This is a genomic window from Methanomassiliicoccales archaeon LGM-DZ1, assembly GCA_030168595.1.
Lineage (GTDB): Archaea > Thermoplasmatota > Thermoplasmata > Methanomassiliicoccales > Methanomethylophilaceae > Methanomethylophilus.
In genome coordinates this window covers 1,075,255-1,097,743 of the sequence record CP115556.1, presented here as the reverse complement: position 1 = coordinate 1,097,743, position 22,489 = coordinate 1,075,255, and the positions used below count along the sequence as shown (strand labels likewise).

26 protein-coding genes are annotated in these 22,489 nt (G+C 59.2%); 13 read left to right on the top strand and 13 right to left on the bottom strand.

Annotation, left to right across the window (positions count from 1 at the left end):
* Positions 1-9 precede the first annotated feature (9 nt).
* The 4 genes from O8W32_05305 to O8W32_05290 all read right to left on the bottom strand — a co-directional run bounded on the left by O8W32_05305 (position 10) and on the right by O8W32_05290 (position 4,000).
* Positions 10-432 (bottom strand): hypothetical protein, encoded by a 423-nt coding sequence (locus O8W32_05305; protein WII08591.1) that lies wholly within the window; start codon positions 430-432, stop codon positions 10-12.
* A 128-nt stretch (positions 433-560) separates the two neighbouring features.
* Positions 561-1,079, bottom strand: a complete 519-nt coding sequence (locus O8W32_05300) for an Hsp20/alpha crystallin family protein (GenBank protein ID WII08590.1) — start codon at positions 1,077-1,079, stop codon at positions 561-563.
* 81 nt (positions 1,080-1,160) lie between these two features.
* Positions 1,161-3,353, bottom strand: a complete 2,193-nt coding sequence (locus O8W32_05295) for a CDC48 family AAA ATPase (protein WII08589.1) — start codon at positions 3,351-3,353, stop codon at positions 1,161-1,163.
* A 5-nt stretch (positions 3,354-3,358) separates the two neighbouring features.
* Positions 3,359-4,000 carry an ArsR family transcriptional regulator gene (locus O8W32_05290; GenBank protein WII08588.1) on the bottom strand — a complete coding sequence of 214 codons (642 nt, stop codon included), beginning with the start codon at positions 3,998-4,000 and terminating at the stop codon, positions 3,359-3,361.
* A 330-nt stretch (positions 4,001-4,330) separates the two neighbouring features.
* Here O8W32_05290 and O8W32_05285 point away from each other — a divergent pair, with 330 nt between their 5' ends.
* Positions 4,331-5,656, top strand: a complete 1,326-nt coding sequence (locus O8W32_05285) for a TrpB-like pyridoxal phosphate-dependent enzyme (protein ID WII08587.1) — start codon at positions 4,331-4,333, stop codon at positions 5,654-5,656.
* 166 nt (positions 5,657-5,822) lie between these two features.
* Positions 5,823-6,869, top strand: a complete 1,047-nt coding sequence (endA, locus tag O8W32_05280) for a tRNA-intron lyase (GenBank protein WII08586.1) — start codon at positions 5,823-5,825, stop codon at positions 6,867-6,869.
* Positions 6,870-6,883: 14 nt separating this feature from the next.
* Here endA and O8W32_05275 read toward each other — a convergent pair whose 3' ends face one another.
* The 4 genes from O8W32_05275 to O8W32_05260 form a co-directional block, all read right to left on the bottom strand.
* Positions 6,884-7,504, bottom strand: a complete 621-nt coding sequence (locus O8W32_05275) for an HpaII family restriction endonuclease (protein ID WII08585.1) — start codon at positions 7,502-7,504, stop codon at positions 6,884-6,886.
* 53 nt (positions 7,505-7,557) lie between these two features.
* A complete protein-coding gene (locus tag O8W32_05270; protein ID WII08584.1) occupies positions 7,558-7,977 on the bottom strand; it encodes a cyclin family protein in 420 nt (139 codons plus the stop codon).
* Between the two features lie 4 nt (positions 7,978-7,981).
* On the bottom strand, positions 7,982-8,740 hold the full coding sequence (locus O8W32_05265) for a DUF5714 domain-containing protein (protein WII08583.1): 759 nt from the start codon (positions 8,738-8,740) through the stop codon (positions 7,982-7,984).
* A 102-nt stretch (positions 8,741-8,842) separates the two neighbouring features.
* Positions 8,843-9,775, bottom strand: coding sequence for a transcription initiation factor IIB (locus O8W32_05260; GenBank protein ID WII08582.1), 933 nt, complete (start codon positions 9,773-9,775; stop codon positions 8,843-8,845).
* Between the two features lie 567 nt (positions 9,776-10,342).
* Between O8W32_05260 and O8W32_05255 the strand changes: the two genes are divergently transcribed.
* The 5 genes from O8W32_05255 to guaA all read left to right on the top strand — a co-directional run bounded on the left by O8W32_05255 (position 10,343) and on the right by guaA (position 14,769).
* On the top strand, positions 10,343-10,651 hold the full coding sequence (locus O8W32_05255; protein WII08581.1) for a hypothetical protein: 309 nt from the start codon (positions 10,343-10,345) through the stop codon (positions 10,649-10,651).
* A 370-nt stretch (positions 10,652-11,021) separates the two neighbouring features.
* Positions 11,022-12,227 carry an ATP-binding protein gene (locus O8W32_05250; GenBank protein ID WII08580.1) on the top strand — a complete coding sequence of 402 codons (1,206 nt, stop codon included), beginning with the start codon at positions 11,022-11,024 and terminating at the stop codon, positions 12,225-12,227.
* Between the two features lie 197 nt (positions 12,228-12,424).
* Entirely contained in the window at positions 12,425-13,264 is an 840-nt protein-coding gene (locus O8W32_05245) for a class I SAM-dependent methyltransferase (GenBank protein ID WII08579.1), read from the top strand.
* Positions 13,265-13,321: 57 nt separating this feature from the next.
* Positions 13,322-13,807 carry a 5-(carboxyamino)imidazole ribonucleotide mutase gene (gene purE, locus O8W32_05240; protein WII08578.1) on the top strand — a complete coding sequence of 162 codons (486 nt, stop codon included), beginning with the start codon at positions 13,322-13,324 and terminating at the stop codon, positions 13,805-13,807.
* Positions 13,807-14,769 carry a glutamine-hydrolyzing GMP synthase gene (gene guaA, locus O8W32_05235; protein ID WII08577.1) on the top strand — a complete coding sequence of 321 codons (963 nt, stop codon included), beginning with the start codon at positions 13,807-13,809 and terminating at the stop codon, positions 14,767-14,769. The genes purE and guaA overlap by 1 nt, the downstream gene beginning before the upstream one ends.
* Before the next feature lie 88 nt (positions 14,770-14,857).
* Here the strand turns inward: guaA and O8W32_05230 are convergent, their stop codons facing one another.
* Positions 14,858-15,844 (bottom strand): carboxymuconolactone decarboxylase family protein, encoded by a 987-nt coding sequence (locus O8W32_05230; protein ID WII08576.1) that lies wholly within the window; start codon positions 15,842-15,844, stop codon positions 14,858-14,860.
* Between the two features lie 135 nt (positions 15,845-15,979).
* Between O8W32_05230 and O8W32_05225 the strand changes: the two genes are divergently transcribed.
* Positions 15,980-16,546, top strand: a complete 567-nt coding sequence (locus O8W32_05225) for a GMP synthase subunit A (protein WII08575.1) — start codon at positions 15,980-15,982, stop codon at positions 16,544-16,546.
* A 112-nt stretch (positions 16,547-16,658) separates the two neighbouring features.
* On the opposite strand, the gene O8W32_05220 is transcribed toward O8W32_05225, so the two are convergent.
* Together O8W32_05220 and O8W32_05215 are read right to left on the bottom strand one after the other, a co-directional pair.
* Positions 16,659-16,934 carry a UPF0147 family protein gene (locus O8W32_05220; GenBank protein ID WII08574.1) on the bottom strand — a complete coding sequence of 92 codons (276 nt, stop codon included), beginning with the start codon at positions 16,932-16,934 and terminating at the stop codon, positions 16,659-16,661.
* 15 nt (positions 16,935-16,949) lie between these two features.
* Entirely contained in the window at positions 16,950-17,114 is a 165-nt protein-coding gene (locus O8W32_05215) for a hypothetical protein (protein ID WII08573.1), read from the bottom strand.
* Between the two features lie 230 nt (positions 17,115-17,344).
* On the opposite strand from O8W32_05215, the gene O8W32_05210 reads away from it, so the two are divergent.
* The 3 genes from O8W32_05210 to O8W32_05200 are packed head-to-tail and all read left to right on the top strand — an operon-like array spanning position 17,345 to position 18,890.
* A complete protein-coding gene (locus O8W32_05210; GenBank protein WII08572.1) occupies positions 17,345-17,575 on the top strand; it encodes a protein translocase SEC61 complex subunit gamma in 231 nt (76 codons plus the stop codon).
* A gap of 14 nt (positions 17,576-17,589) precedes the next feature.
* On the top strand, positions 17,590-18,411 hold the full coding sequence (locus O8W32_05205; GenBank protein WII08571.1) for a transcription elongation factor Spt5: 822 nt from the start codon (positions 17,590-17,592) through the stop codon (positions 18,409-18,411).
* Between the two features lie 2 nt (positions 18,412-18,413).
* A complete protein-coding gene (locus tag O8W32_05200; GenBank protein ID WII08570.1) occupies positions 18,414-18,890 on the top strand; it encodes a 50S ribosomal protein L11 in 477 nt (158 codons plus the stop codon).
* Positions 18,891-19,107: 217 nt separating this feature from the next.
* On the opposite strand, the gene O8W32_05195 is transcribed toward O8W32_05200, so the two are convergent.
* Entirely contained in the window at positions 19,108-20,466 is a 1,359-nt protein-coding gene (locus O8W32_05195) for an AAA family ATPase (protein WII08569.1), read from the bottom strand.
* Positions 20,467-20,624: 158 nt separating this feature from the next.
* A complete protein-coding gene (locus O8W32_05190; protein ID WII08568.1) occupies positions 20,625-20,798 on the bottom strand; it encodes a hypothetical protein in 174 nt (57 codons plus the stop codon).
* A gap of 30 nt (positions 20,799-20,828) precedes the next feature.
* On the opposite strand from O8W32_05190, the gene O8W32_05185 reads away from it, so the two are divergent.
* Together O8W32_05185 and O8W32_05180 are read left to right on the top strand one after the other, a co-directional pair.
* Entirely contained in the window at positions 20,829-21,467 is a 639-nt protein-coding gene (locus O8W32_05185) for a 50S ribosomal protein L1 (GenBank protein WII08567.1), read from the top strand.
* Between the two features lie 13 nt (positions 21,468-21,480).
* On the top strand, positions 21,481-22,485 hold the full coding sequence (locus O8W32_05180; protein WII08566.1) for a 50S ribosomal protein L10: 1,005 nt from the start codon (positions 21,481-21,483) through the stop codon (positions 22,483-22,485).
* Positions 22,486-22,489 lie beyond the last annotated feature (4 nt).

The window sequence follows — 22,489 nt, the reverse complement described above, 5'->3', positions numbered from 1 at the left end:
CGGAGAGGTTCATTGTTGATCCAGGGGCCCTTCCGCTCTGAGAGCGAGGGACAGCGTGCCCTCGGCGATCCTCAGGGACACGGGCTCCGGCCGCACCCTGACCGGGAGCGGGACGGTCTCCGCTATGCTCTTGAGCATCGAATCGGAGGTTATGCGGACGGCGCCGGGGGAGATGTCGATCATGATACCCAGGCGGCCGGACCTCTGGAGGACCATGTCGACCATGACGAGGTCCCCGCCGAGGATCGCCCTGGCGGAGCCCGGACGGTCGTTGGTCGTGCCGCTGACCGATGATATCCGCATGCGGTAGCGCACATGGCGCCCGCTGCTGTCCGAATATTCCTGCCTGGAGAGGGAAACCAGCCCCGGGACCGTGAAACCTTGGTCTGCAGGGCACTGCGATTGGTCCTTGTTCCTTCTGATGCCGAGCACGCGTCCTTGACGCAGATGCGGCAATAAAACAATGATGCCGGGAGCCTGGGGAACGGGGGCGGCCGATGGAGGTACGGACGGCCGCCTTCCCGGCATTAAACGGGGCCTTATTCGGGCCCCGACTGCGATCACTGGACTTCGATATGCCGCGTGATCTCCGCCGGCTTCACCGGCTTGAGCTCGACCTCCAGGATGCCGTTGTTGTACGTCGCCTTCGCGGACGCGATGTCCACGTCGCACGGCATGGCGAGGGTCTTGGTGAACTTCCTCTTGGGGGTGTCCACCGATATAGTCAGGCTGTTCGCGGTCCCGTCGAGCTTGATGTCCTTCTTGTCGACGCCGGGGATCTCCGCAGTGGCGCGTACCACCCCGTTGTCCTCTACGACGTCGGTGAGAGGCTCGGCTATCATTCCGAAGGGCGTGCTGCCGATCAGCCCGCGGTCCCCGGAGGTGTTGCCGAACTCCTGGTAGTGGGGCACCCCGTCGGGCCCCTGGTACATCGTGTACCCGTAGGTCTTGACGCCGGGGGCGCTCTTCAGGGAGTCGAACATCCTGTTGAGCCTTCTGTTCATGTCCTCGAAGTCGTTCTCGAAGAGGCGGCCGAAGTCAGCCCACATGTCATTCATACTGTCATCATAGTCTGTCATTCTAATCACCTCAATTCTCCTGTCTGGGTATTCTGATGTCTTGGCCCCCCTGCACAGGGGGCCGGGGCTGTTTTAAATTGTTTATTCGCCCGGGGATCGGTCCCGGGGGACCTTCCCGAGGTCGCCGTACGCCTTCAGGCGCTCGGCCGCCTTGGGGCCGAACTTCCCGACGGCCTTGACGAAGTCGTCCTGCGTGACCTTGCAGGCGGCGATGTCATCGTCGGTCGGCTCCTTGCCCTTGGAGACAAGGCGCCTCACGGCGGTCATGACCGCCTCGTTGCAGATCGCGCCGATATCGGCTCCGGTGCAGCCTTCGGTCTGCTCGGCCAGGGCGTCGAGGTCGACGTCGTCGGCGAGGGGCTTGCCGCGGGTGTGGATGCCGAAGATGGCCTTCCTGGAGGCCTTGTCGGGCGGTCCGACGTAGATCGACTTGTCGAATCTGCCGGGCCTCAGCAGGGCCGGATCTATCATGTCCGGCCTGTTGGTGGCGGCGATCACGACGACGTCGTTCATCGGTTCCAGCCCGTCCATCTCGGTCAGCATCTGGGACACCACGCGCTCGGTGACGTTCGAGTCCCCTCCGGTCCCTCTCACGGGCACGATCGAGTCGATCTCGTCCATGAAGATGACGCACGGGGAGGCCTGCCTGGCCTTCCTGAACGTCTCCCTCACGGCCTTCTCGGACTCGCCGACCCACTTGTTGAGGAACTCGGGTCCCTTCACGGAGATGAAGTTCGCCTCGGACTCGGTGGCGACGGCCTTTGCCAGCATGGTCTTCCCGGTGCCGGGCGGGCCGTAGAGCAGGATGCCCTTCGGAGGCTTGGCGTTCATGTGAGCGAACACCTTGCCGTACTTCAGCGGCCATTCGACCGCTTCCTTCAGCTCCTGCTTCGCGTCATCCAGCGCTCCTATGTCCTCCCACCTCACGTTCGGCTTCTCGATGAGGACCTCCCTCATGGTGGAGGGCTGCAGGCCCTTCATCGCGTTCATGAAGTCGTCGCGGGTGACGTTGATCTTGTTGAGCACCTCGGTGGGGATGGTCTCCTCCTCGACGTTGACGTCGGGCAGCACCCTCCTCAGGGCGGCCATGGCGGCCTCCCTGCAGAGCGCTGCCAGGTCAGCGCCCACGTATCCGTGGGTCTTCTCGGCGATCTCCTTGAGGTCGACCGTCTTGTCGAGAGGCATGCCGCGGGTATGGATCTGGAGGATCTCCAGCCTTCCGTGCTCGTCGGGCACGCCGATCTCGATCTCACGGTCGAACCTGCCGGGACGCCTGAGCGCCTCGTCGATCGCGTTCGGCCTGTTGGTCGCACCGATGACCACCACCTTGCCGCGGGAGTTCAGCCCGTCCATGACGGTCAGGAGCTGGGCGACTATACGCCTCTCCTCCTCGCCCTGGACCTCGCTCCTCTTCGGAGCGATCGAGTCGATCTCATCGATGAAGATGATGCTCGGCGCGTTCTCCTCGGCGTTCTTGAAGATCTCCCTGAGCTTGCCCTCGGACTCGCCGTAGAACTTGCTCATGATCTCAGGGCCGCTGAGCGAGATGAAGTTGGAGCTCGTCTCGCCGGCCACTGCCTTTGCCAGCATGGTCTTCCCGGTTCCGGGCGGACCGTGCAGGAGCACGCCTTTGGGCGCTTCGACGCCCAGCCTCTTGAAGAGCTCAGGATGCTTGAGCGGCAGCTCGATCATCTCCCTTATCTGGGCGATGGCCGGGCCGAGGCCTCCGACATCATCGTAGGACACCTTCGGGATGTCCATGCTCTCCTTGGAGACCGGCTTGTCGCTGATCTTCACCTTGGTCGAGGGGCCCATCAGGGCTGCCTCGGCGGCCGGGCCGAAGGACGTGACCACGAGGTCCATCTTGTTGCCCATGATGTTCAGGGACAGCACATCGCCTTTGGCGAACGCCCTGCCCTCGAGCACCTGCGCAAGGTACTCCTCCCCGCCCTGGAGCCTGAGCTCGTCGGTGGGGGCGAAGGTGATCTTCTCGGCCTCTTTGGTCTCCGCCTTCTTGACATCGACCCTCTCGTCGATCGACACGCCCGCGTTCCTGCGGGTCGAGCCGTCCAGCCTGATGATGCCGCGGTTCTCGTCCTCGGGGGCTCCCCTGAGGATCTTCACCGCCGTCCTCTTCGTTCCGGTAACGATGGCTATGTCGCCGACCTTGATGCCCAGTATGCCCATCAGGGCCGGATCTAGCCGCGCGACGCCTTTGCCCGCTTCACCGGGCTTCAGCTCGGCGACCTTGATCGCCCTGTCGTTAGCTGCCATTTCAATCACTCCATTCTTACCATTTTCATGATGTCCGAGATCATCTCGGACACTGTGCTCTCATTGAAACCGAGGTTCCGGGAGATGTCCCCGGCGCTCCAGTTAGGCCTGTTCAGCATATCGTAGAGCAGCTGCCGGTGCTCGTAGTCGAGGTTCCGTATGTCGGTCTCGGCCAGGAACGAATCTATGAGGTCGTTCCTCTGCTGGACCAGCTGGCACCTTTTCCTGTCGAACTCGTTGAGCTGCCTGTCGATGGCCGAGATGTCCGCACGGACCGATTCCAGGCGCCTCTCGTCATGAGTCTTCGCCGGCTGAGCAGGGGCCTTATCCTTTGATGCCTGGCTCTTCGTGTTCCCGGTCGGGATCATCCTCACCTCGAACATGCTGTTGCGCATGTCTATGGTGATGCTGAATTCCGAACTGGGTCTGTAGAAGATCCTGTCCGGCCCTCTGTCGCTGCTCTGATGATAGCTCTCGACGAGGCCTTCCCTCTCCATCAGGTTGAGGTTCTTCACGACCGCCTGCTGGCTTATTCCAAGTTCTTTGGAAAGCTGCAGGGGGTAATGGGGTTCCCTGACCACAGCCTGAAGTATCTTCCTCCGGGTCGGGTTCTCCACGATGGAAAGGATGGTGTCCATGTCGGCCATTTCAATCACTCGCTCTGTTCCTAGTTGTTCTCTCTCGGTTTACAACTAATGGTTGTATAGTACAGAACTTCTATAAATAACTTTGTTTATTTCCGGTTCTTCTTCTGTTCATAAATGATTGAAAACGATAACAAATAACCATTTTAGTTTATTATAATGGGATTTTTGCAGGGTCCGGTCTCCGGGCCGCCGTCCGTTCTCCGCGGACGTCCGTGCCTTCCTGCCTTTCCGATACGATGAGATGAACATCAGTACTTTGATGTATGTTTACATACACTATTGCAGTTTTGAGGCGAATCATTAAACATAATCAGCGCACTCGGGTGCACCATGGCAATTCCCAAGGACGCGAGAATCGGCCTCAATCCTGAGGACATCCCGAAGAAATGGTACAACATGGCAGCGGACCTGCCAAACCTCAAGCCGATGATCAACCCGGTCACGAAAGAACCGGTCAAGGCCGAGGAGTTCAAAGCGATCTTCTGCGACCCCATCATCAAGCAGGAGCTCTCCAAGGAGAGGTACATCGACATCCCTGAGGAGGTAAGGGACGCCCTGATCTCCCTCAACCGCCCCTCCCCCCTCCAGCGCGCATACCGGCTGGAGAAATACCTCAAGACTCCTGCTAAGATTTACTTCAAAAGAGAGGACATGAGCCCTCTGGGGTCCCACAAGGGGAACACTGCCCTCGCTCAGGCATATTACAATGCCGAGTCGGGGATACACACCCTCACCACCGAGACCGGTGCGGGCCAGTGGGGGACCGCCCTCGCCATGGTGTCCAACCTCTTCGACATCAAGAGCACCATCTTCATGGTGAAAGGGAGCTACATGGCGAAACCGCTGAGAAAGACCATCATCAACACCTACGGCGCGACGGTCTACGCTTCTCCCTCGGAGTATACCGAGTTCGGGAGGAAGGTCCTCAAGGAGCACCCCGAGACCTCCGGGTCCCTGGGCATCGCCATCTCCGAGGCCTGCGAGATGGCCGCCAAGGACGAGCACACCTGCTATGCCCTGGGCAGCGTCATGAACCATGTCATGCTCCACCAGACCGTCATCGGCGAGGAGGCCCTGCAGCAGTTCGCCATCGGCGAGATCGAGCCGGACTACATGATCGCCTGCGTCGGCGGCGGAAGCAACTTCGCCGGTTTCACCTTCCCGTTCCTGCGCGAGAAGATGCAGGGCAAGCACAAGGACTGCGAGATCATCGCCGTCGAACCCAAAGCGGCCCCGTCCCTCACCCGCGGGGAGTTCAAGTACGACTACGGGGACACCGCCGGCCTGACCCCCATGATGATGATGTACACCCTGGGCAGCCAGTACATCCCGCCCGCGATCCACGCCGGCGGCCTGAGGTACCACGGCATGTCGCCGCTGGTCTCCGCGGCCTTCGACCAGCACAGGATCTCCGCGGTATCTTACGACCAGACCGAGACCTTCGCGGCCGGCATAACCTTCGCCAGGACCGAGGGCATCATCCCCGCGCCGGAATCCTGCCATGCGGTCAAGTGCGCCATCGACAAGGCGCTCGAATGCAAGGAGAAGAACGAGGCCAAGACCATCGTCTTCAACCTCTCCGGGCACGGCCTCCTCGACCTTTACGGCTATGAGCAGGCCCTCGAGGGGACCCTCCCGAAGTCTGGGATGGAGTGATACTTTTCGGGAGGGGTTTCCCCTCCCGGTTCCATTCCTTCCGGGAAAGCGGATGCATATTCCATACGCATCCGATGGCCGCGATCGTTCATAACAGGCTGTTCAGGCGATTGTCCGAGACTTCAATCGAACAAACTTTATCCGCCGGACATCATGGGGCCGCATCATGCCGGGCGTTCTCGAAGGGTGTTCTGTTTTCATCCGCGACGTCAGGGAAGCGAGCCAGACCTACTCCAAGGGCTGCTTCGGCTACCCGATGAGCGGAGGGTTCCTCGAACTCGACCTGGTCGAGGCCGCCTTCCTGGTGCAGGCGGAGAGGCTGGAGGTCGTATCTGGGAAGAGGAAGGTCGATTTCCCGAAGCTCTTCGAGTACGCCTCCGCGCACACTCCCGGTTTCGTGGCCAAGTACCAGGTTTACAAAGACCTCAGGGAGAGGGGTTTCATCGTGAAGCCCGAGTCCGGCGGCTTCGACCTCCGCGTCTACGCCCGCGGGGAGCAGCCGTCGGCAGCGTCTCCCGCTTACCTCGTCTGCGCAGTATCGGAGAGGGATGCCGTCGATTTCGGTCTCTCCGCCGACGAGGCGGAGCAGACCAAGGACCGCGGCAAGGAGCTCCTCTACGGGGTCGTCGACGAAGAGGGCGACGTTACCTACTACAAGATGTCGGAGACGGACCCCCGCGGGAAGGTCCTCGGGAAGCCCGCTCCCGGGGTATCCGGGACTATCGTCGGGGACAGGATATTCGTCTTCGACACGGAACAGGGGGCTGCGCTCTATGCTGATTCATTCTATGGGAAGGGCATGCAGGGGGTCCTGCAGCTCTCCCTTATCGAGGGATGCTATCTCGTTAAGAACGGCGGCCTGACGGTCCGCGACCGCAAGGGGGAGGTCCTCTCAGCCGATGACATCAAGTCCATCGGCCGCAAGAGCCAGAACGAGTTCGGGCTGCGCCTGAGGGCCTACGAGGACCTCCGGTCCCGCGGGCTGATCGTGAAGACCGGGTTCAAGTACGGGACGCATTTCCGCGTCTATGAGGGGTCCCCGGACGAATGCCATGCGCGTTATCTCGTCCACGCTTTCCAGGATTCCAAGGTGGCCATGTGGCCGGAGATTTCCAGGACTGTTCGCCTCTCGGGCGGTGTGAGGAAGGAGATCCTCTTCTGCAGGGTCGGGGATGTCGTCCGCTACCTTCAGTTCAAATGGTTCAAACCTTGACCGCGGGTATGATGTCAGACCGTCCCCGGCGGCTTCAGACGGCCGATGTAGCGAACCGAGAGGACCAACCTCATCGAGTATGCCCCTCCGCCGATCTCCTCGATCTCCGTGGATCCGAACCTGCCCACCGGCACGCGCTCGAGGGCGAGGTCGTCAAGGAGGCCGTCCCCCGCCACCTGCCCGAGGCCCGCATCCCCGGCGGAACGTTCCATCATGTCCCGGACTTTCCTGCGGTAAGTCCCGTTCGCACGCGGCTTGGAGTATCTCAGGGGGTTGACCTGCTCCAGGTTCTCCAGGATGTCCGATACCCTCTCGGTGCCGTTGAGGTAGAACTCGGAGCACATCCAGGCCGCGATGGGCGGCAGGTCGGGGTCGATGCCCCGCAGGAACCTCCAGTAATCCGGATCCACGGTCCCCAGGTAGCGGAAGCCGAGCGAGCGGCCGCGCATGTACCTCATGCGGTGCCTGACGTCCACCGATTCCGAGACGATCGACGGCCAGTTCTCGCCGGTCACGTACCCGGAGTCCATGGCCTCGATCTCGTCGAGGTCGCGGGCGTCCATGCCTCCCTCTATGCGGTACGCGAAAGCGGTCCTCTCGGACGGTTCGATGATGCGCACAGGCGCCCCCTTCATGCGATATGCCTCTTGGCTGAGAAAAACAGGGCCCGAAGGCCCCGGGAAATGGTTTAGTCTCGCTCCTTCTTCTCTTCCGTCTTCGCGGCGGAGGACTCGGCCTCGATCTCGACATCGATCTTCAGCTTGTCCTTGACGTCGAGACAGTACTTCCTGAGCTCGGACTGGACGGTGTGGGCTACGCGGGCGACGTCCTCGAGGGATTTCGCTTCGCCGTTCTGCTTGGCGGCGATGTAGACGCAGGCGCCGGCCCTGTTCCTGCCGCTGTACACGAGCTCCTTGCCGTCGGCGTCCTTCGCGGAGGCCTTGGCGAGGAGGTCCTGGGCGGCGTCCTTCGTCTTGTTCGAGAGCCCCAGGTCCTTGACGTACCTGTCGATGTGGGCCTTGTCGTCCTCGCCGGCGCGTTCGATGGTGTCGTCGAGCTTATCCACGGTCTTGTTCAGAGCGCTTTTGAACTTGTCACTCAGTCCCATGGTATCACTGCCCCCCTAATATCTGGGTATCTAGATAAAACCCACCCTGCGGGTTCGTTCGCCTGCGTCCGTGCCCCGGATTGAACGGGCAGGCCTCGCCCAGGCACTGGGCGTTCCTCGCGCTGAACATGCATACGGGGACCGACGAGGGCATGGGGACCCCCATGTTCTCCGTGATGAAGCGGGCGGCCGCGCCGAGGCTGAGGAAGGAGTCCCTCTTGCAGCATCTGGGTCCTCCGATGCTTCCGACCGCCGCGAGGCATTCCGACGTCATGCGGTTGGCCAGCGCCCAGGTGCTCCCGCTGAGAGGGGTGGTGCCGGTGACGGTGCTGACGAACGCGCCGCAGGCGACGGCGGACCCGCAGCAGCCGTACCTCCCGCAGACCCCTCCCGGGACGGCCGACATCCTGGATACCAGCTCCCTGAGCGCGCTCTCCAGGTCTATCTTCCCTCCGCAGTTCCTGTAGGCGGCCGCTAGGGCGCAGGCGTCCAGTATGTGGTGCTCCGGCCCGTGCATGCAGACCGACGGATTGTGCATGATCGACTCCGCCAGCTTTACCGGGTCCTTCTCTTCCGATTCCAGGCAGGCCCTGACGACGGCCGCCCGGGAAGGTGCGCGGCAGCAGTCGTCGCACACATAATGGCCTTCCGGGCACCATATGGACGTTCTCGTCTTCTTCCCGCATATCGAGCAGACGGCGTCCCTCTCCTCCGTCGAATAAATGAGCTCCTTCCCACAGATGATGCAGCCTTCCCCGTGCATGCGTGCGCCATGGCGGAAGGGATAGAAAACGATGCCCGGCCGGATGCCGCTGAACTGCTGGCACAGCGGCCGGAGCCCCTCTGGGCTGAGGGGGGAGGGGTTTCAGAGCTGGATCTCGATGCCGAGCTTCTCGGTGAGCTCCTTGTACCTGTTCCTGATGGTGACCTCGGTCACGCCGGCGACATCGGCCACCTCCCTCTGGGTCCTGCGCTCGTTGCACAGGATCGAGGAGATGTAGATGGCCGCGGCGGCGACCCCGGTCGGTCCTCTCCCGGAGGTGAGCTCCTTCTCGGAGGCGTCCTTGAGGATATCGGCGGCCTTGGTCTGCACTTCTCCGCTCAGCTTGAGCTCGGAGCAGAACCTCTGGACATAGTCCTGGGGCTTGGTGGGCATGAGCTTGAGCTTGAGCTCCCTGGTCATGAACCTGTAGGTCCTCCCGATCTCCTTCCTTCCGACCCTGGAGGAGCCGGCGACCTCGTCGAGCGTCCTGGGGACCCCGCACTGCCTGCAGGCGGCGTAGAGGGATGCTGCGACGACGCCCTCGATGGACCTTCCCCTGATGAGGTTCTTGTTGACCGCTTTCCTGTAGATCATGGCGGCGGTCTCCCTGACGTTCCTGGGGAGGCCCATGGCGGACGCCATCCTGTCGAGCTCGGAGAGGGCGTAAGCGAGGTTCCTCTCGGTCGCGTTCGAGACGCGGATCCTGCGCTGCCATTTCCTCAGCCTGTACAGCTGGGCACGGTTCCTGGTGGGGATGCTCTTGCCGTAACTGTCCTTGTTCTTCCAGGAGATCTCAGTCGACAGACCCTTGTCGTGGATGGTGTAGGTCATGGGGGACCCGGTACGGGCCCTTTTCTCTCCCTGCTCCACGTCGAAGGCCCTCCACTCGGGCCCCTGGTCGATGAACTGGTCATCGAGCACGAGACCGCAGTCCTCGCATACCAGTTCTCCCCTCTCGTAGTCGCGCACCAGATGGTGGCTTCCGCACTCGGGACAGACTTTGATTTCCTCGGTCTCTTCTCTGTTTTTTGGCATTTCTTCTCCTCGGATCTGTGCCGCCGAAGTACAGCTTGGCGCCCTCGGCGAATGTTTCTCTGGGTATGTCGGCCGCAGGAGCGATCGATGCGTACGGCCCGTCGACCGGGCCGAACACGCGTTTGACCGTCCCCACTATCCTCTTCCGGGAATCCGTCACGCGGGAGCCGATGTCGGGAGCTTCCTCGCATCTGGCGATGATGCGCCCCTCGGAGTTCACGCCTTGGACTGTGCCCGAAAAATTCATGAAACCTCCAAAAACCCTATATTTAGGCATATGATGCCCTTCTATTTGAATATATCGGATTCGTTTAATTATGAACACTCTTCCGATATATTAAGCAAATCCAATTTCTTCGAAATTCGAAGAGCGACTGGGATGGGTAATCCATGACCATCCAGCAGGGGCTGTCCCGCTCCCGTCCGGCGCTGCCGGAGGCATACGTGCGGGCCCTGTCAGACTGTCAGGCTGGTCTGTTGGACAAACCCATAAACCTTTTTATGGTAAACCTGCATCATCCGTACATTCGGGTGCCCGCGGGCATCCTCTGAATCGGAGGCTGAATTATGGATTGGACCATCTGGGAATTCATCACGGTGATCGTCATCGCGTTCGCCGTGGTGGCCATTGCGGCGGGCATCTTCTCCGCGTACTTCGGGAAAGGCAAGAACAAGGCGTACGGCATCATCCTCACCCTTGCGGGCCTCATCATCGGCTTCGCATGGCTCTACATGATTGCTTGGAGCGATGTCGAGCCCTTCTGCGATGTGGCGGCTTGGGATGTCTTCTACGATGCCCTTGTCAACCTGATCGGAATCCTCATCGGCGCGCTGATCGCTGTCGGGATCTTCCTGGTCGCACTTCTCAAAAGCTGAACCGATTCAGCGGGGCCCGGCCTCCGGGCCGGTCCCCTTCCTTTCTTTGAATTTTTCTCCTGTTCTCGAGCGTTCTGCTCTTCATCGCGGGTCCGGCTCTGTCGGACTATGCAGCCCATGAATGGGAACGGATTCTTGCTGCAAATGTCCGCCTGCTAGATGTCTGGGTCTTGATGACTGAGCGCTCTGATTTCGCAGCGTTCGGGCTGTGAATTTTCGGAGCGTATGCATGCATCCCATTTCTTCCGGAAGGGCATTGCAGAAGACATATTTCACGTAAAATTCTTTCATCAATAAAAACAAATTCAAATTCATCGGAAATGTTTTCATCAATGAAAACTTTTTCAATTGAAATCGCATCATACCCCGTATGCAGAAGGAGGTCATCAGGGAAAGATATCTGGACAGGCTCAGGTCAGGAAAGGACCTGACCGATGTCGTCAAGGTCGTCACAGGCATGAGGCGCGTCGGCAAATCTACGCTGCTGGACCAGTATATCTCCGATCTGATCTCCGGCGGTACCGATCCGAAGGACATCATCAAGATGAACTTCGAGACTTTCGAATTCAGAGATGTAGGCACCTCAGATGAATTGGACCGTGCGCTTTTGGAAAGGATCGGCAAGAGCGGCAGGAAATACGTATTCCTCGATGAGATTCAGAACGTCGCGGGGTGGGAGAAGTCCGTATCCCATCTGATCAACACCGGCCGCTGCGATGTGTATATAACAGGTTCCAACTCTAAACTGCTGTCATCCGAACTCGCCACGCACATCGCCGGCAGGTTTGTGGAAATAGCGATCCTTCCGTTTTCGTTCCCGGAATACCTGGAACTGCATCCTGGCGACAATGAACGCAGGTTCTCCGAATACCTGCGTTTCGGAGCGCTCCCCGAGGTCGACCCATCCCGCGGCGAGGAATTCTGCCGTGCGCAGCTCACAGGGATATTCAATACCGTGCTTGTAGACGACGTTCTCGCGCGCCTAGGCACAGGAGATGCCAACACTCTCCGCGCCATAGCGAGATTCCTGTACAGCAATATCGGCAATATCACGAACACGGATATGATTGCCAAAGCCATCGGCATTGGGCCGGTCACAGTAAACCGTTATGTCGGAAAGCTCGAGGAGGCATTCCTGTTCCGCCGTGCCGAACGTTATGACATCATCGGCAAGAGGATACTGAAGACGAATGCGAAGTTCTATGCCTCCGATCTCGGCCTGCGCAATGCCGCTCTCATAGGGGCCGAAGGCACCGATATCAGCCGCCCGCTGGAGAACACTGTGTACCTGGAACTGCTGAGGCGGGGGTATACTGTACATGTAGGGAGTTACCGCGACAGAGAGATCGATTTCACGGCTATGAGGAACGGCAGGGTGGAATATTACCAGGTCTGCCTATCGATGATGCCGCAGGAGGCTCGTGAAAGGGAACTGAGGCCGCTGTCGTCTGTCGGCGACAATTTCCCTAAGACCATCTTGACCTTGGATCGTCTGGGTCTCGGGACGGAAAACGGGATAGAGATCGTCAATGTGATGGACTGGCTCATCGGCGCGGATGATCCGGGGACCTTCTGATCGCTGCCGTTCGAGATTTAGGATAAACTAATAGTACTCAGAACGGTATTCAGCCGGCAGGCAATGCGCCGCGAGTCCGCGGCGCGCATGCTTGCACATCCTTCGGAGCAGCCGGAAGGGCGCTGTCCGCCCCCTCCTGCACAGAGGCCGCGCGGCCCGGAGGGGACGGAAAGGGATCGCGGGAACTGGTGAACCGAATGGAGAGATACCATATCGCCGAGAACACTGTGCAGGAGACCCTGATCATCCCTCTCTACGGGAGGAAGCTGGGGAGCGAGCTTTACCCCGGGATACTCGATGACCCGTACTCGGCCGCCGCGGCCGGCCGTCTGGATTATGATTTCGCCGAACTCGATAAGAAGAAGCGCACCGCCGCATGGCGGTTCGGCGCCCTGGAGGGGATCCTCCGCCCCAGGGACATCCTGGAGGAGATGAAGGCCTATCTGGAACTGCATCCGGGGGCATTCGTGGTGAACATGGGGTGCGGGCTCGATCAGACGCCGCTGATCGGCGATAACGGGAAGATGAGGCTGTACAACATCGACCGCCCCGATGTCATCGGGATAAGGAACGAACTGCTCCCGCCCATGGGGAGGGAGACGAACATCGCCGCGGACCTCAGCGACCCCTCCTGGATAAAGGAGATCGAGCCGGAGGAAGGCGTGTTCCTGTTCGCTGCCGGGGTCTTCCACTATTTCAGGGCCGGGGAGGTCAGGGACCTCGTCCTCAGGCTCCTGGAAGCGTTCCCCGGCGGGCGCCTGGTCTTCGACACCGTCGGCAGGACCGGGCAGAGGCTGCTGATGAAGAAGACGCTGGAGAACATGGGCATCAGCGATATCAGCGGGTATTTCTGCATCAGCGACCCGGTATCGGAGATCGGCGGCTGGTCCGACAGGATATCGGTATCGTCCAGGAGGTACCTGGGAGGTTACGTTGATCTGAAGTCCGAAGGCGTCCCTGCAGGCATGAGGCTCATGTGCCGGTTCTTCGACAGGGCGATGAATATGAACATCTGCCGGCTGGAGTTCAGGCCCTGAACGCCATGCGCCGCTGCGCGCAATGATTAACTATTGCGTCGCTGGTGCTCTCAGCATATGTCAAAGGTCTTCATCATCACCGGGAGCAAGTCTGATTTCCCAGTAGCGGAGAAGGCGATCAAAGTCCTCAAGAAATACGGCGTGGCCTACGATATCGCTGTCGCATCGGCGCACCGCACGCCCGCAAGGGTGGAGAAGCTCGTCACCGGTTCCGACGCGGATGTTTTCATCTCCGTCGCCGGGCTCTCCGCCGCCCTGCCGGGAGTGATCGCCAGCTTCACGGTCAAGCCCGTCATCGGTGTCCCTGCCAGCGGCGCACTGAACTACGACGCCCTCCTCAGCATCGTGCAGATGCCCCCGGGGATCCCCGTGGCCTGCGTGGGCATGGACCGCGGCGACAACGCCGCTACCCTTGCCGTGGAGATCCTGGCACTTTCCGACCCTGCCCTCGCTCAGAAGCTGAAGGACGACAGGGAGGCCATGGCCGCCAAGGTCGAGAGGGACTCCGAGGCCGTCGCCGAGGAAGCCAGGAAGGTGGAGTGATGTCGGGATTCTTCGACGAGCAGGAGTTCATCGACGAGGCCATCGCTTCTATCAAGGAGCAGATCCCGGCACCCGGGAAGGCGATCATCGCCTGCTCCGGAGGGGTCGACTCCATGGTCACCGCCACTCTCGCCTCGAAGGCCATCGGGGACCGCCTGCTGGCGGTCTATGTGGACAGCGGGCTCATGAGGAAGGGCGAGACCGAGGAGGTCGAGGCCATGATGAAGCACATGGGCATCAACTACGCTGTCGCCCGTGCCGCCGACGAGTACTTCGGCGCCCTGAAAGGGGTCACCGACCCGGAGCAGAAGAGGAAGATCATCGGCGAGAAGTTCATCAGGGTCTTCGAGAGGTACGCGAAGAACTTCGGGGCCACGCACCTGCTCCAGGGCACCATCGCCCCGGACTGGATCGAGAGCGGCGACGGGGTCAGGGACACCATCAAGTCCCACCACAACGTCGGCGGTCTCCCGAAGGACATGAACATGTCCCTCGTCGAGCCTCTCCGCGACCTTTACAAGGACGAGGTCCGCGCCGTGGCCAGGAAGCTCGGTGTCGAGGCCTCCGAGAGGCAGCCCTTCCCCGGGCCGGCCCTGGCCATCAGGTGCCTCGGCGAGGTCACCCCCGAGAAGGTGGAGATCGTCCGCAACGCCTGCTTCATCGTCGAGGACGAGATCATGAAGTCTGTGGGCAGCGGCGAGGCCGTCCGCCCCTGGCAGTACTTCGCCGTGCTCCTGCCCACCAGGTCGGTCGGGGTCCAGGGGGACAGGCGCGCCTACGGGTACACCGTGGCGGTCCGCGCCGTGGACTCTGTCGACGGCATGACCGCCAACTTCTCCTCCCTGCCCATAGCCCTCCTCAGGAGGATCTCGTCGAGGATCACCGACGAGATGAAGAGCCAGGTGAACCGCGTGGTCTACGACATCACCAGCAAGCCGCCGGCGACCATCGAGTGGGAGTGAAGTCCGGAAACATTTCCGGGGCCCTCTGCGGGCCCCGTTCATCGTCCTTTTATCGGAAAAGATACAGAGACGGCGGCCAGTGACCGGTTCAATCCTTCGGCTGAGGTTTCAGCTGCAGACGCTCTTCCTCATCCATATCGACGTTCTTGATGAACTTGGCCGGGACCCCGCCGTACACGGTGTACGGGGGAACGTCCTTGGTGACCACCGCGCCGGCGGCGATGATCGCCCCGTCGCCGATGGTGACGCCCCCGACGACGGTGGAGTTGGCGCCGATCCACACGTTGTTCCCGATGGTGATCGGGTAGCAGACGGTGTCGCCCCTCTTCGCCGGGTCCTGGATATGGTTGATGGTGGCCAGCGTCACCGAGTGGCCGATGAGCACATGGTCGCCGAGGTAGATCCCGCCCTGGTCCTGGAAGTGGCAGCTGGTGTTGATGAAATCGTTCTTCCCGAGGTGTATGTTCTTCCCGAAGTCGGAGTAGAACGGCGGGAAGACCCTGAACCTGGGGTCCACCTTGTAGCCGACGATCTTGGAGAACTCGGCGCGGCGCTCGTCGGCGGTCTTGAAGCCGTCGTTGAGCTTCATGCAGAGCCCCATGGTCTCCCGGCTGACCCTGTTCATGATGACGCACATGCGAGACCTCAGCTTGATCAGCGTCCCGGGCTTCATGTTCTCCAGGAAGTACCTCAGGTCCTCCTGGGTATAGGAGTAGTCCTTCTGGGCGGGCTTCCCGGCCTTGGCCTTCTGGATATCGTCGGCGTAGACCTCCTTGGCGTACCTGAACGCGCCCCAGGCGTTCGGCCATCCGGCGTAGAACGCCGCGTGCGTGAGGATCTCCGCCATCTCGCCGGCGGTGACGCCGTTCTTCCTGGCGTTGGCGATGTGGTACTTCAGGGATTCGTCGAGGATACCCTTGGACATCAGGGCGGTCACCGTGACGATGGAGCGGTCGCGCAGGGAGAGCTTGTCCTCCCTCGACCATACCTCTCCGAAGAGCACGTCATCGTTCAGTTCCGCGAATTTGGGGGCGAAATCCCCCAGAGCATCCCTCCCCGCCGTCTGCTTGACCATGTTACAGCCTCAGCACAGAGATTGCCTGACACTGTGAAAAACATTGCCCGCGGACAGAGGCGGGGACCATCCTTCTGCAGAGCTCTTCCGCTTCCGTCATTAGGATTATAAGCCAAGATGGGGAATCACCGCCCCATGAAGGTGTATGTCGTCGACAACGGGGGTCAGTGGACCCACCGCGAATGGCGCGTTCTGAAGTACCTGCGCGTGGAGACGAAGATCGTCCCCAACAACACCCCGTTCGACGAGCTCCGCGGCCTCGACGGCCTGCTCCTGTCCGGCGGAGCGCCCAGCGTCGCCTGCGACACCAACAGGATGGGGTTCAACGGCGATTACCTCGACAAGGCGGACTATCCGATCCTGGGGATATGCGCCGGGATGCAGTTCATGTGCCAGCATTTCGGTTCCGAGCTCGGCCCCGCCAAGGTCCCCGAGTTCGGGGAGGTGAAGCTGAGCGTGAAGGACCACTCCGATCTCTTCGCTGGCCTCCCGGACGAGTTCACGGTCGTCTGCTCTCACAACGACGAGGTCAAGCAGGTCCCCGAGGGGTTCAGGCTCACTGCGTCCTCCGAGAACTGCCCCGTGGAGGGCGTCGCCAACGACTCCCTGAAGCGCTACGGCGTCCAGTTCCACCCTGAGGTGGAGAACACCGAGCACGGGGCCGAGATATTCCAGAACTTCCTCGGTTTCCTCAAGAAGTGAGGGCGGGCAGGCCCCTGCGGCCGGTCCCGCTCATACGCGGAAAAATTAAGAAAAAAAAGGCCGCAGCGGTCTCCCGCCGCGGCCGGTGGCCGGTCCTTTATGTCAGGACCGATCAGTTGCCCTTGGAGGCGTCGTAGTCCTTCGAGATCTTCTCAAGCTGGCTGAGGATCTGGAGGATGAGGGTGTATGCCTGCATCGGCATGTTGCTGTCGCCGGTGAGGTCGCTGAGGACGTTCATGGCGCCTGCGCAGCGGACGTCGAGGGCGTATTTCTCGTTCAGGAGGTTGTTCTTGGCCTCCTGGGCGCTGCGCCTGATGTTCCTGGGGATCGTAGTGTCCTCAGCGAGCATGTCCATTTCGTCGCATACCATCTTGATCTCGTTCGCCATAAGATTCCCTCCCCATCAGGCGGAGTCGAACTCTTCCTGCAGGTCCATCGTCATCTGCTCGAGGACCTCCTCGATGTTCGAGGATTTGTACTCGCGGGTGCCGTTGTACTCGCTCTGGATCCTGGCGATGAAGTAGTTGTTGTCCTTGACCAGTTCGATGTTGCACAAAACGTCTTCCATGGTAACACCTCAAGGGTTTTTTGAAGGTACATCTGCGTTCCCTATAAAAGCATTATTAGATTGGCGCGGACGCAGAGCATCCAGCCTCCCGTTCCGCGGGCCTTTTCTATTATAAAAGAAACCCTGACGAAACCTTTAATACAAGCGTCCTTTGTTAGGGGTTTGCTTAATCGTTGTTCTAGTGATAACGAAAGAGTGCCGCGGCCGTTTACGGCCCGAGGATGATTTGAATGTCGGACATCGATGCAGATACCAGGTCCCAGGAGATCCAGGACGACCTCGAGTCGAAGATCAGAAACCTCGGCAAGGGGAAGTACGGGAGGATCCTCCAGATGGCGCACACGCCGGACAGGGACGAGTACCTCAAGACCTCCAAGATCTCGGCAATCGGGATCATAGTCCTGGGTGCGCTTGGTTTCTTCATCATGTGGCTGATGACCTATCTTCCGGATTATTTCTGAGCGGTGAGCGAAAAATGTCAGACGAAGTCAGCGGCCCCAACTTCACCGGCGAGACGGGATCGAAAGATGTCCATGCCGGCGGTACGGTCTACTGGGACTTCCAGGCGATTTCCGGCGCTCCCAAGGCCGAGCTGTCGTTCAGCGTGACGACCGATGCCGAGGACGCGCCCGAATGGAACGTTACCCTGTACGACTCTGTGGGCAACGAGCTCTGGGAGAACTACCGTTCCAAGAACTCCGTGACCGTGGACTTCCCGGGCAAGACCGCCAAGATCCTCAAGCTCGAGATCATCTGCCCCAAGGGAGCGAGGTACGGGGATGCCGTCAACGTCGAGGTGCACATCGCCTCCGACGCCGGCGAGGCGTCCGCCTTGTTCACCGCCGTCGCCAGGCAGTCCATCATGATCCTCAAGACCCAGATGGACCACGAGAAGGAGGTCGTCGATGCCCTCATGGCCAGGGCCGACAAGGGGGAGCGCGACGTCTACGCCGTCCTCAGCCCCATCGGGCTCAGGGGGTACGTGTTCGTCGAGGGCATGAACACCGACCAGCTCAGGGTCAAGGTCCGCGACATCAAGAAAGCATATTCATTCATCGACGGCGAGACCTCCATCGAGGAGATCAGCCACTACCTGGTGCCCGTATCGGCCGTCGTCGGTATTGAAGAAGGAGATCTGGTGGAGCTCGTCACCGGCCCGTTCAAGGGTGAGAAGGCGCGCGTCCAGAAGATCGACGAGAACAAAGAGGAGATCACCGTGGAGCTTGTCGATGCGATGGTCCCCATACCTGTAACTGTCAAGGCTGACAGCGTCAGGGTCGTTGAAAAGGAGAATTGAACATGGTAGATACTGTTGAGGCATTGGTTGACGGGGGCAAGGCCACCGCAGGTCCGCCTCTGGGCCCTGCACTTGGTCCTAAAGGAGTTAACATCGGTCAGATCATCGCTAAGATCAATGAGAAGACCAAGGCGTTCGAGGGAATGAAGGTCCCCGTCAAGATCCTCATCAACCCCGACAAATCGTTCGACATCAAGGTCGGAACCCCTCCCGTGTCCGCGCTCATCAAGAACGAGCTCGGCCTCGAGACCGCGTCCGGGAACCCCAAGACCACCGTCGTGGGCAACCTGACCGTCGAGCAGATCAAGAAGATCGCGGAGATGAAGCAGGACTCCCTCCTCGGCGCAACCGAGAGGGCCCGCGTCTCCGAGGTCGCCGGAAACTGCGTCAGCTGCGGCGTCACCGTGGACGGCAAGGACCCCAAGGTCTTCCAGAAGGACCTGAAGGCCGGCGTCTACGACGCCCAGATCGCTCACTGATCTCAAACTTCACCGCGGGGGCCTTCCCCCGCTCATCTCTGTTTCCGTTCTTTTTGCAAACAGATTCGGAACGGCACGATTCCGTTGCCAAGATTCGGCAGTTTGTTGTTTCTGCATGCACCATATCGGATTCTGCTAATCAGATCATGAAGTTCTCGATATCTGAGGCCCTGCCGGTCATGCCGAAGGGCCATGGGTACGGCGGGACCAGAGCCGATTATAAGAGCCAGGCCATATAGATAGGGATATAGAGGATCCCCTTTTCCTCGCGTAGGTCCTTGGTGTGGATCACGATCGGTCCCGCAATCCTGTCACGGTACTTTTCGCAGAAACGGTCCAGCGATATGTGGCGGTCGGATATTTTCCCTGATTTGGCCTCGATTGGGCACATCTTCTCCGCGCCGCACGGGAGAAGGAAATCGATTTCATGGATGTGGGTTGAACCTTTGTTATAGAACTCGCAGTAACGGAGCTCGTGCCCGCCTGCCTTCAGCGCCTGGGCGACTGCATTCTCGAATATCATCCCCTCGTTCATCGAAATGCTGCCTCTTGTGAACGAGGCGAAGAACTCTTTTTTCGAAAGGATGTCCCGGCTGAAGGAGAGCGTGATGAGAAGTCCGGTATCGGACAGGTAGCATTTGAACGTGTTCCTATCCAATGTGAGGTCGAGAGAAACATCTGGATCATTCACATTGTAGCAGACATTGCAGATCATCGCATCCGAAAGCCACAAGATGCTTCTGCTGTAATCCTCCATTCTCGTTCCTTTAGCTATTTTTCCGGGCCTGAACAGTTTTCTGCTGTCGGAAAGGAACGACGGAACATGGTCGAATATCTCGGCGGCTCTGCCACTGAGAGCGGATTCGCGGGTTATGTCCTTACGGTAAAGCGATATGATGAGGCTTTTGGTACGTTCAACTTCGTTTAAGTCGTTTGTTTCGATGAAAGTCGCAACAGATTGCGGCATTCCTCCTATCAGCATGTACTCTCTGAACTTGTTCATGAGAGTGTCATGTACATCCCTACCGAGCGGTGTTCTGTTTGCGTAGTGCTTGCGGATTTCCTGCGGGATGAATTCCATGTCGCACGCCCAGCAGAACTCCTCGAAATCCATGGGGTACATGCAGAGGTCCTCTTCCTCGGAAGGGATAGTGAAACCTTTCATGCTGTTCATGATAGATATCAGCGACCCGGTCTCGATGTAATCGTAACGTCCGTCTGCCACGAGATATTTGATCATCTTCCTGGCCAAGGGAAATAGCTGAATTTCATCAAAGATGACTAGGCTTTTCCTGCGGGTCAGGTTTACTCCGTATTCCGTCTGCAGCAGGAAAAATAGGCGGTCCAGGTCTGTTTGATAGTTTTCAAAGTAATGGATAAGATTTGGTCCAGGATTGTTGAAATCGATCAACAGATACGATTCATATTCGTTTTTGGCGAATTCTTCGGCGATTGTACTTTTCCCTATGCGTCTGGCGCCCTGTATGAGAAGTGCCGAGCTTCCGTTGGATTCGCTCTTCCACTTGAGAAGGGAGCCGTATATCTTTCTCTTGAAAATTCTGGAAGGCAGCGTCATCAATAGCCAGATGCTTTAAACGTATATCAAAAATTCCTTTTCTATCCATATTAAACACCACTTAAATTCCCATTTCTATCCATATTAAACACAACTTAAATTCCCATTTCTATCCATATTAAACACAGTTTAACCGATTCTTCGGAATCTTTGGTGTTTTAGACTGTGACGGCTGCAAGTGCCCCGGCAGTCCTGTCAGAGAGCTGCTCCGGCTCTTTAAGGTACACGTCGTACATGAGCGCACGTGCCCTCTTCTCGTGAGGATGCTTTATGATAGTTTTCTTTAAATATGGAAAGAGAATGAGCATGAATCGCTCGTAGAAGGGCCTCACGGTCCGCTATCACTACGAGGAGGAATTGTATTGGCAGAAAAACCAACCGTAATGGCTGTGCAGAAGGCGCTCGAAAGCGCCAAGAAGCGCAAATTCGTAGAAACGGTTGAGTTGGCCGTCAATCTCAGGGATGTTGACCTGACCATTCCGAAGAACCGTATCCAGGAGGAGATCATCCTCCCGAAAGGCCGCGGAAAGTCGATCAAGATCGCTGTCATTGGCGGTGGCGAACTAGCCTTGAAAGCCAAGGACGTTGCTGACCTAGTGATCTCTCCCGACGAACTCGGGACCCTCGCTGGCAACAAGAAACAGGCGAAGAAGATCGCGAACGACATCGATTACTTCATCGCCGAGGCCCCCCTTATGGCGGTCGTCGGTAAGAGGCTCGGTACCGTTCTCGGTCCCCGCGGAAAGATGCCTAAGCCCATCGCTCCCGGAGTTGATCCGGCCCCGATGATCGCAAACCTCCGCAAGTCTGTTACCGTCAGGACAAAAGACAGAAAGACTTTCCACGTTCCCGTCGGGACCGTTGAGATGTCCGCGGATGACATCGCCGAAAACGTCGATGTCATCATGAAGCGTGTTGAGAACAAGCTCGAAAAGGGTAAGCACAACATCGACTCCGCCTACATCAAGACCACCATGGGACCGTCCGAGAGGCTGATGTGAGGGAGGTCCAAGTATGGCACACGTCGCAAGTTGGAAGAAGGACATCGTGAACGAGATCGTCGCCGATATCCAGCAGTACCCGGTCGTAGCGATCGTGGACATGCAGGAGATCCCGGCTCCCCAGATCCAGTCCATGAGGGCAGGCATGAGGCAGCATGCCAAGATCAAGATGACTAAGAACAACCTTATTCATCTGGCTCTTGAGCAGGCCGCGTCCGTCAGGCCCGGCGTGGAGAAGCTGAAGGAGTACGTCGGCGGGCAGTGTGCGATCGTTACCACGGACATCAACGCTTTCCAGCTCTTCAAGAAGCTGAAGGCGACGAGCACTCCGGCTCCCGCGAAAGCGGGTCAGATCGCGCCCATCGACATCGTCGTTCCTGAGGGACCCACCCCCTTCGGGCCCGGGCCCATCATCGGTGAACTTCAGAAACTGGGCCTTCCCGCTCAGATCATGAACGGGAAAATAACCATCAAGAAGAAGACCACCCTCGTCAAACAGGGTGAGGCCATCTCCCCCGAGATCGCCGCGATGCTTCCCAAGCTCGAGATTCTTCCCATGGAAGTCGGAATGAACGCTTACGCGATTTTCGGCGATGGGATCGTCTACACTAGGGACGTCCTCGACATTCCTGATGATTATTACACATCTATGTTCGCTACGGCCGCCCACGACGCTATGGCGCTCGCTGTCGAGATCGCATACCCTGCGAAGGAGACGATGCCTGCCCTTATCGCCAAGGCATACAGGAGCGCAGTTGCGCTGTCTGTTGAGGCCGCGATACCGACCAAAGATACTATCGGAGCGCTTTTTGCGAAGGCAGACAGGCAGATGCTTGCCCTTGCTTCTGCGTCCGGATTCACTAACGACGACATCGCCGCGAGGCTCGCCTCCGCGCCTGTTGCCGCTAGCGCCGCAGCAGAGCCCGCCGCACCGGCGGAGCAGAAAGCAGAAGAAGAAAAGAGCGAAGAGGAAACTGAGGAAGAGGTTTCCGCAGGACTCGGCGCTCTGTTCGGATAAAGGA

Excerpts from the sequence above, each read along its gene's own strand:
- O8W32_05300 (WII08590.1), bottom strand. The coding sequence starts at position 1,079 with ATGACAGACTATGATGACAGTATGAATGACATGTGGGCTGACTTCGGC.
- O8W32_05295 (WII08589.1), bottom strand. The coding sequence starts at position 3,353 with ATGGCAGCTAACGACAGGGCGATCAAGGTCGCCGAGCTGAAGCCCGGT.
- O8W32_05290 (WII08588.1), bottom strand. The coding sequence starts at position 4,000 with ATGGCCGACATGGACACCATCCTTTCCATCGTGGAGAACCCGACCCGG.
- O8W32_05285 (WII08587.1), top strand. The coding sequence starts at position 4,331 with ATGGCAATTCCCAAGGACGCGAGAATCGGCCTCAATCCTGAGGACATC.
- endA (WII08586.1), top strand. The coding sequence starts at position 5,823 with ATGCCGGGCGTTCTCGAAGGGTGTTCTGTTTTCATCCGCGACGTCAGG.
- O8W32_05275 (WII08585.1), bottom strand. The coding sequence starts at position 7,504 with ATGAAGGGGGCGCCTGTGCGCATCATCGAACCGTCCGAGAGGACCGCT.
- O8W32_05270 (WII08584.1), bottom strand. The coding sequence starts at position 7,977 with ATGGGACTGAGTGACAAGTTCAAAAGCGCTCTGAACAAGACCGTGGAT.
- O8W32_05265 (WII08583.1), bottom strand. The coding sequence starts at position 8,740 with ATGCACGGGGAAGGCTGCATCATCTGTGGGAAGGAGCTCATTTATTCG.
- O8W32_05260 (WII08582.1), bottom strand. The coding sequence starts at position 9,775 with ATGCCAAAAAACAGAGAAGAGACCGAGGAAATCAAAGTCTGTCCCGAG.
- O8W32_05255 (WII08581.1), top strand. The coding sequence starts at position 10,343 with ATGGATTGGACCATCTGGGAATTCATCACGGTGATCGTCATCGCGTTC.
- O8W32_05250 (WII08580.1), top strand. The coding sequence starts at position 11,022 with ATGCAGAAGGAGGTCATCAGGGAAAGATATCTGGACAGGCTCAGGTCA.
- O8W32_05245 (WII08579.1), top strand. The coding sequence starts at position 12,425 with ATGGAGAGATACCATATCGCCGAGAACACTGTGCAGGAGACCCTGATC.
- purE (WII08578.1), top strand. The coding sequence starts at position 13,322 with ATGTCAAAGGTCTTCATCATCACCGGGAGCAAGTCTGATTTCCCAGTA.
- guaA (WII08577.1), top strand. The coding sequence starts at position 13,807 with ATGTCGGGATTCTTCGACGAGCAGGAGTTCATCGACGAGGCCATCGCT.
- O8W32_05230 (WII08576.1), bottom strand. The coding sequence starts at position 15,844 with ATGGTCAAGCAGACGGCGGGGAGGGATGCTCTGGGGGATTTCGCCCCC.
- O8W32_05225 (WII08575.1), top strand. The coding sequence starts at position 15,980 with ATGAAGGTGTATGTCGTCGACAACGGGGGTCAGTGGACCCACCGCGAA.
- O8W32_05220 (WII08574.1), bottom strand. The coding sequence starts at position 16,934 with ATGGCGAACGAGATCAAGATGGTATGCGACGAAATGGACATGCTCGCT.
- O8W32_05215 (WII08573.1), bottom strand. The coding sequence starts at position 17,114 with ATGGAAGACGTTTTGTGCAACATCGAACTGGTCAAGGACAACAACTAC.
- O8W32_05210 (WII08572.1), top strand. The coding sequence starts at position 17,345 with ATGTCGGACATCGATGCAGATACCAGGTCCCAGGAGATCCAGGACGAC.
- O8W32_05205 (WII08571.1), top strand. The coding sequence starts at position 17,590 with ATGTCAGACGAAGTCAGCGGCCCCAACTTCACCGGCGAGACGGGATCG.
- O8W32_05200 (WII08570.1), top strand. The coding sequence starts at position 18,414 with ATGGTAGATACTGTTGAGGCATTGGTTGACGGGGGCAAGGCCACCGCA.
- O8W32_05195 (WII08569.1), bottom strand. The coding sequence starts at position 20,466 with ATGACGCTGCCTTCCAGAATTTTCAAGAGAAAGATATACGGCTCCCTT.
- O8W32_05180 (WII08566.1), top strand. The coding sequence starts at position 21,481 with ATGGCACACGTCGCAAGTTGGAAGAAGGACATCGTGAACGAGATCGTC.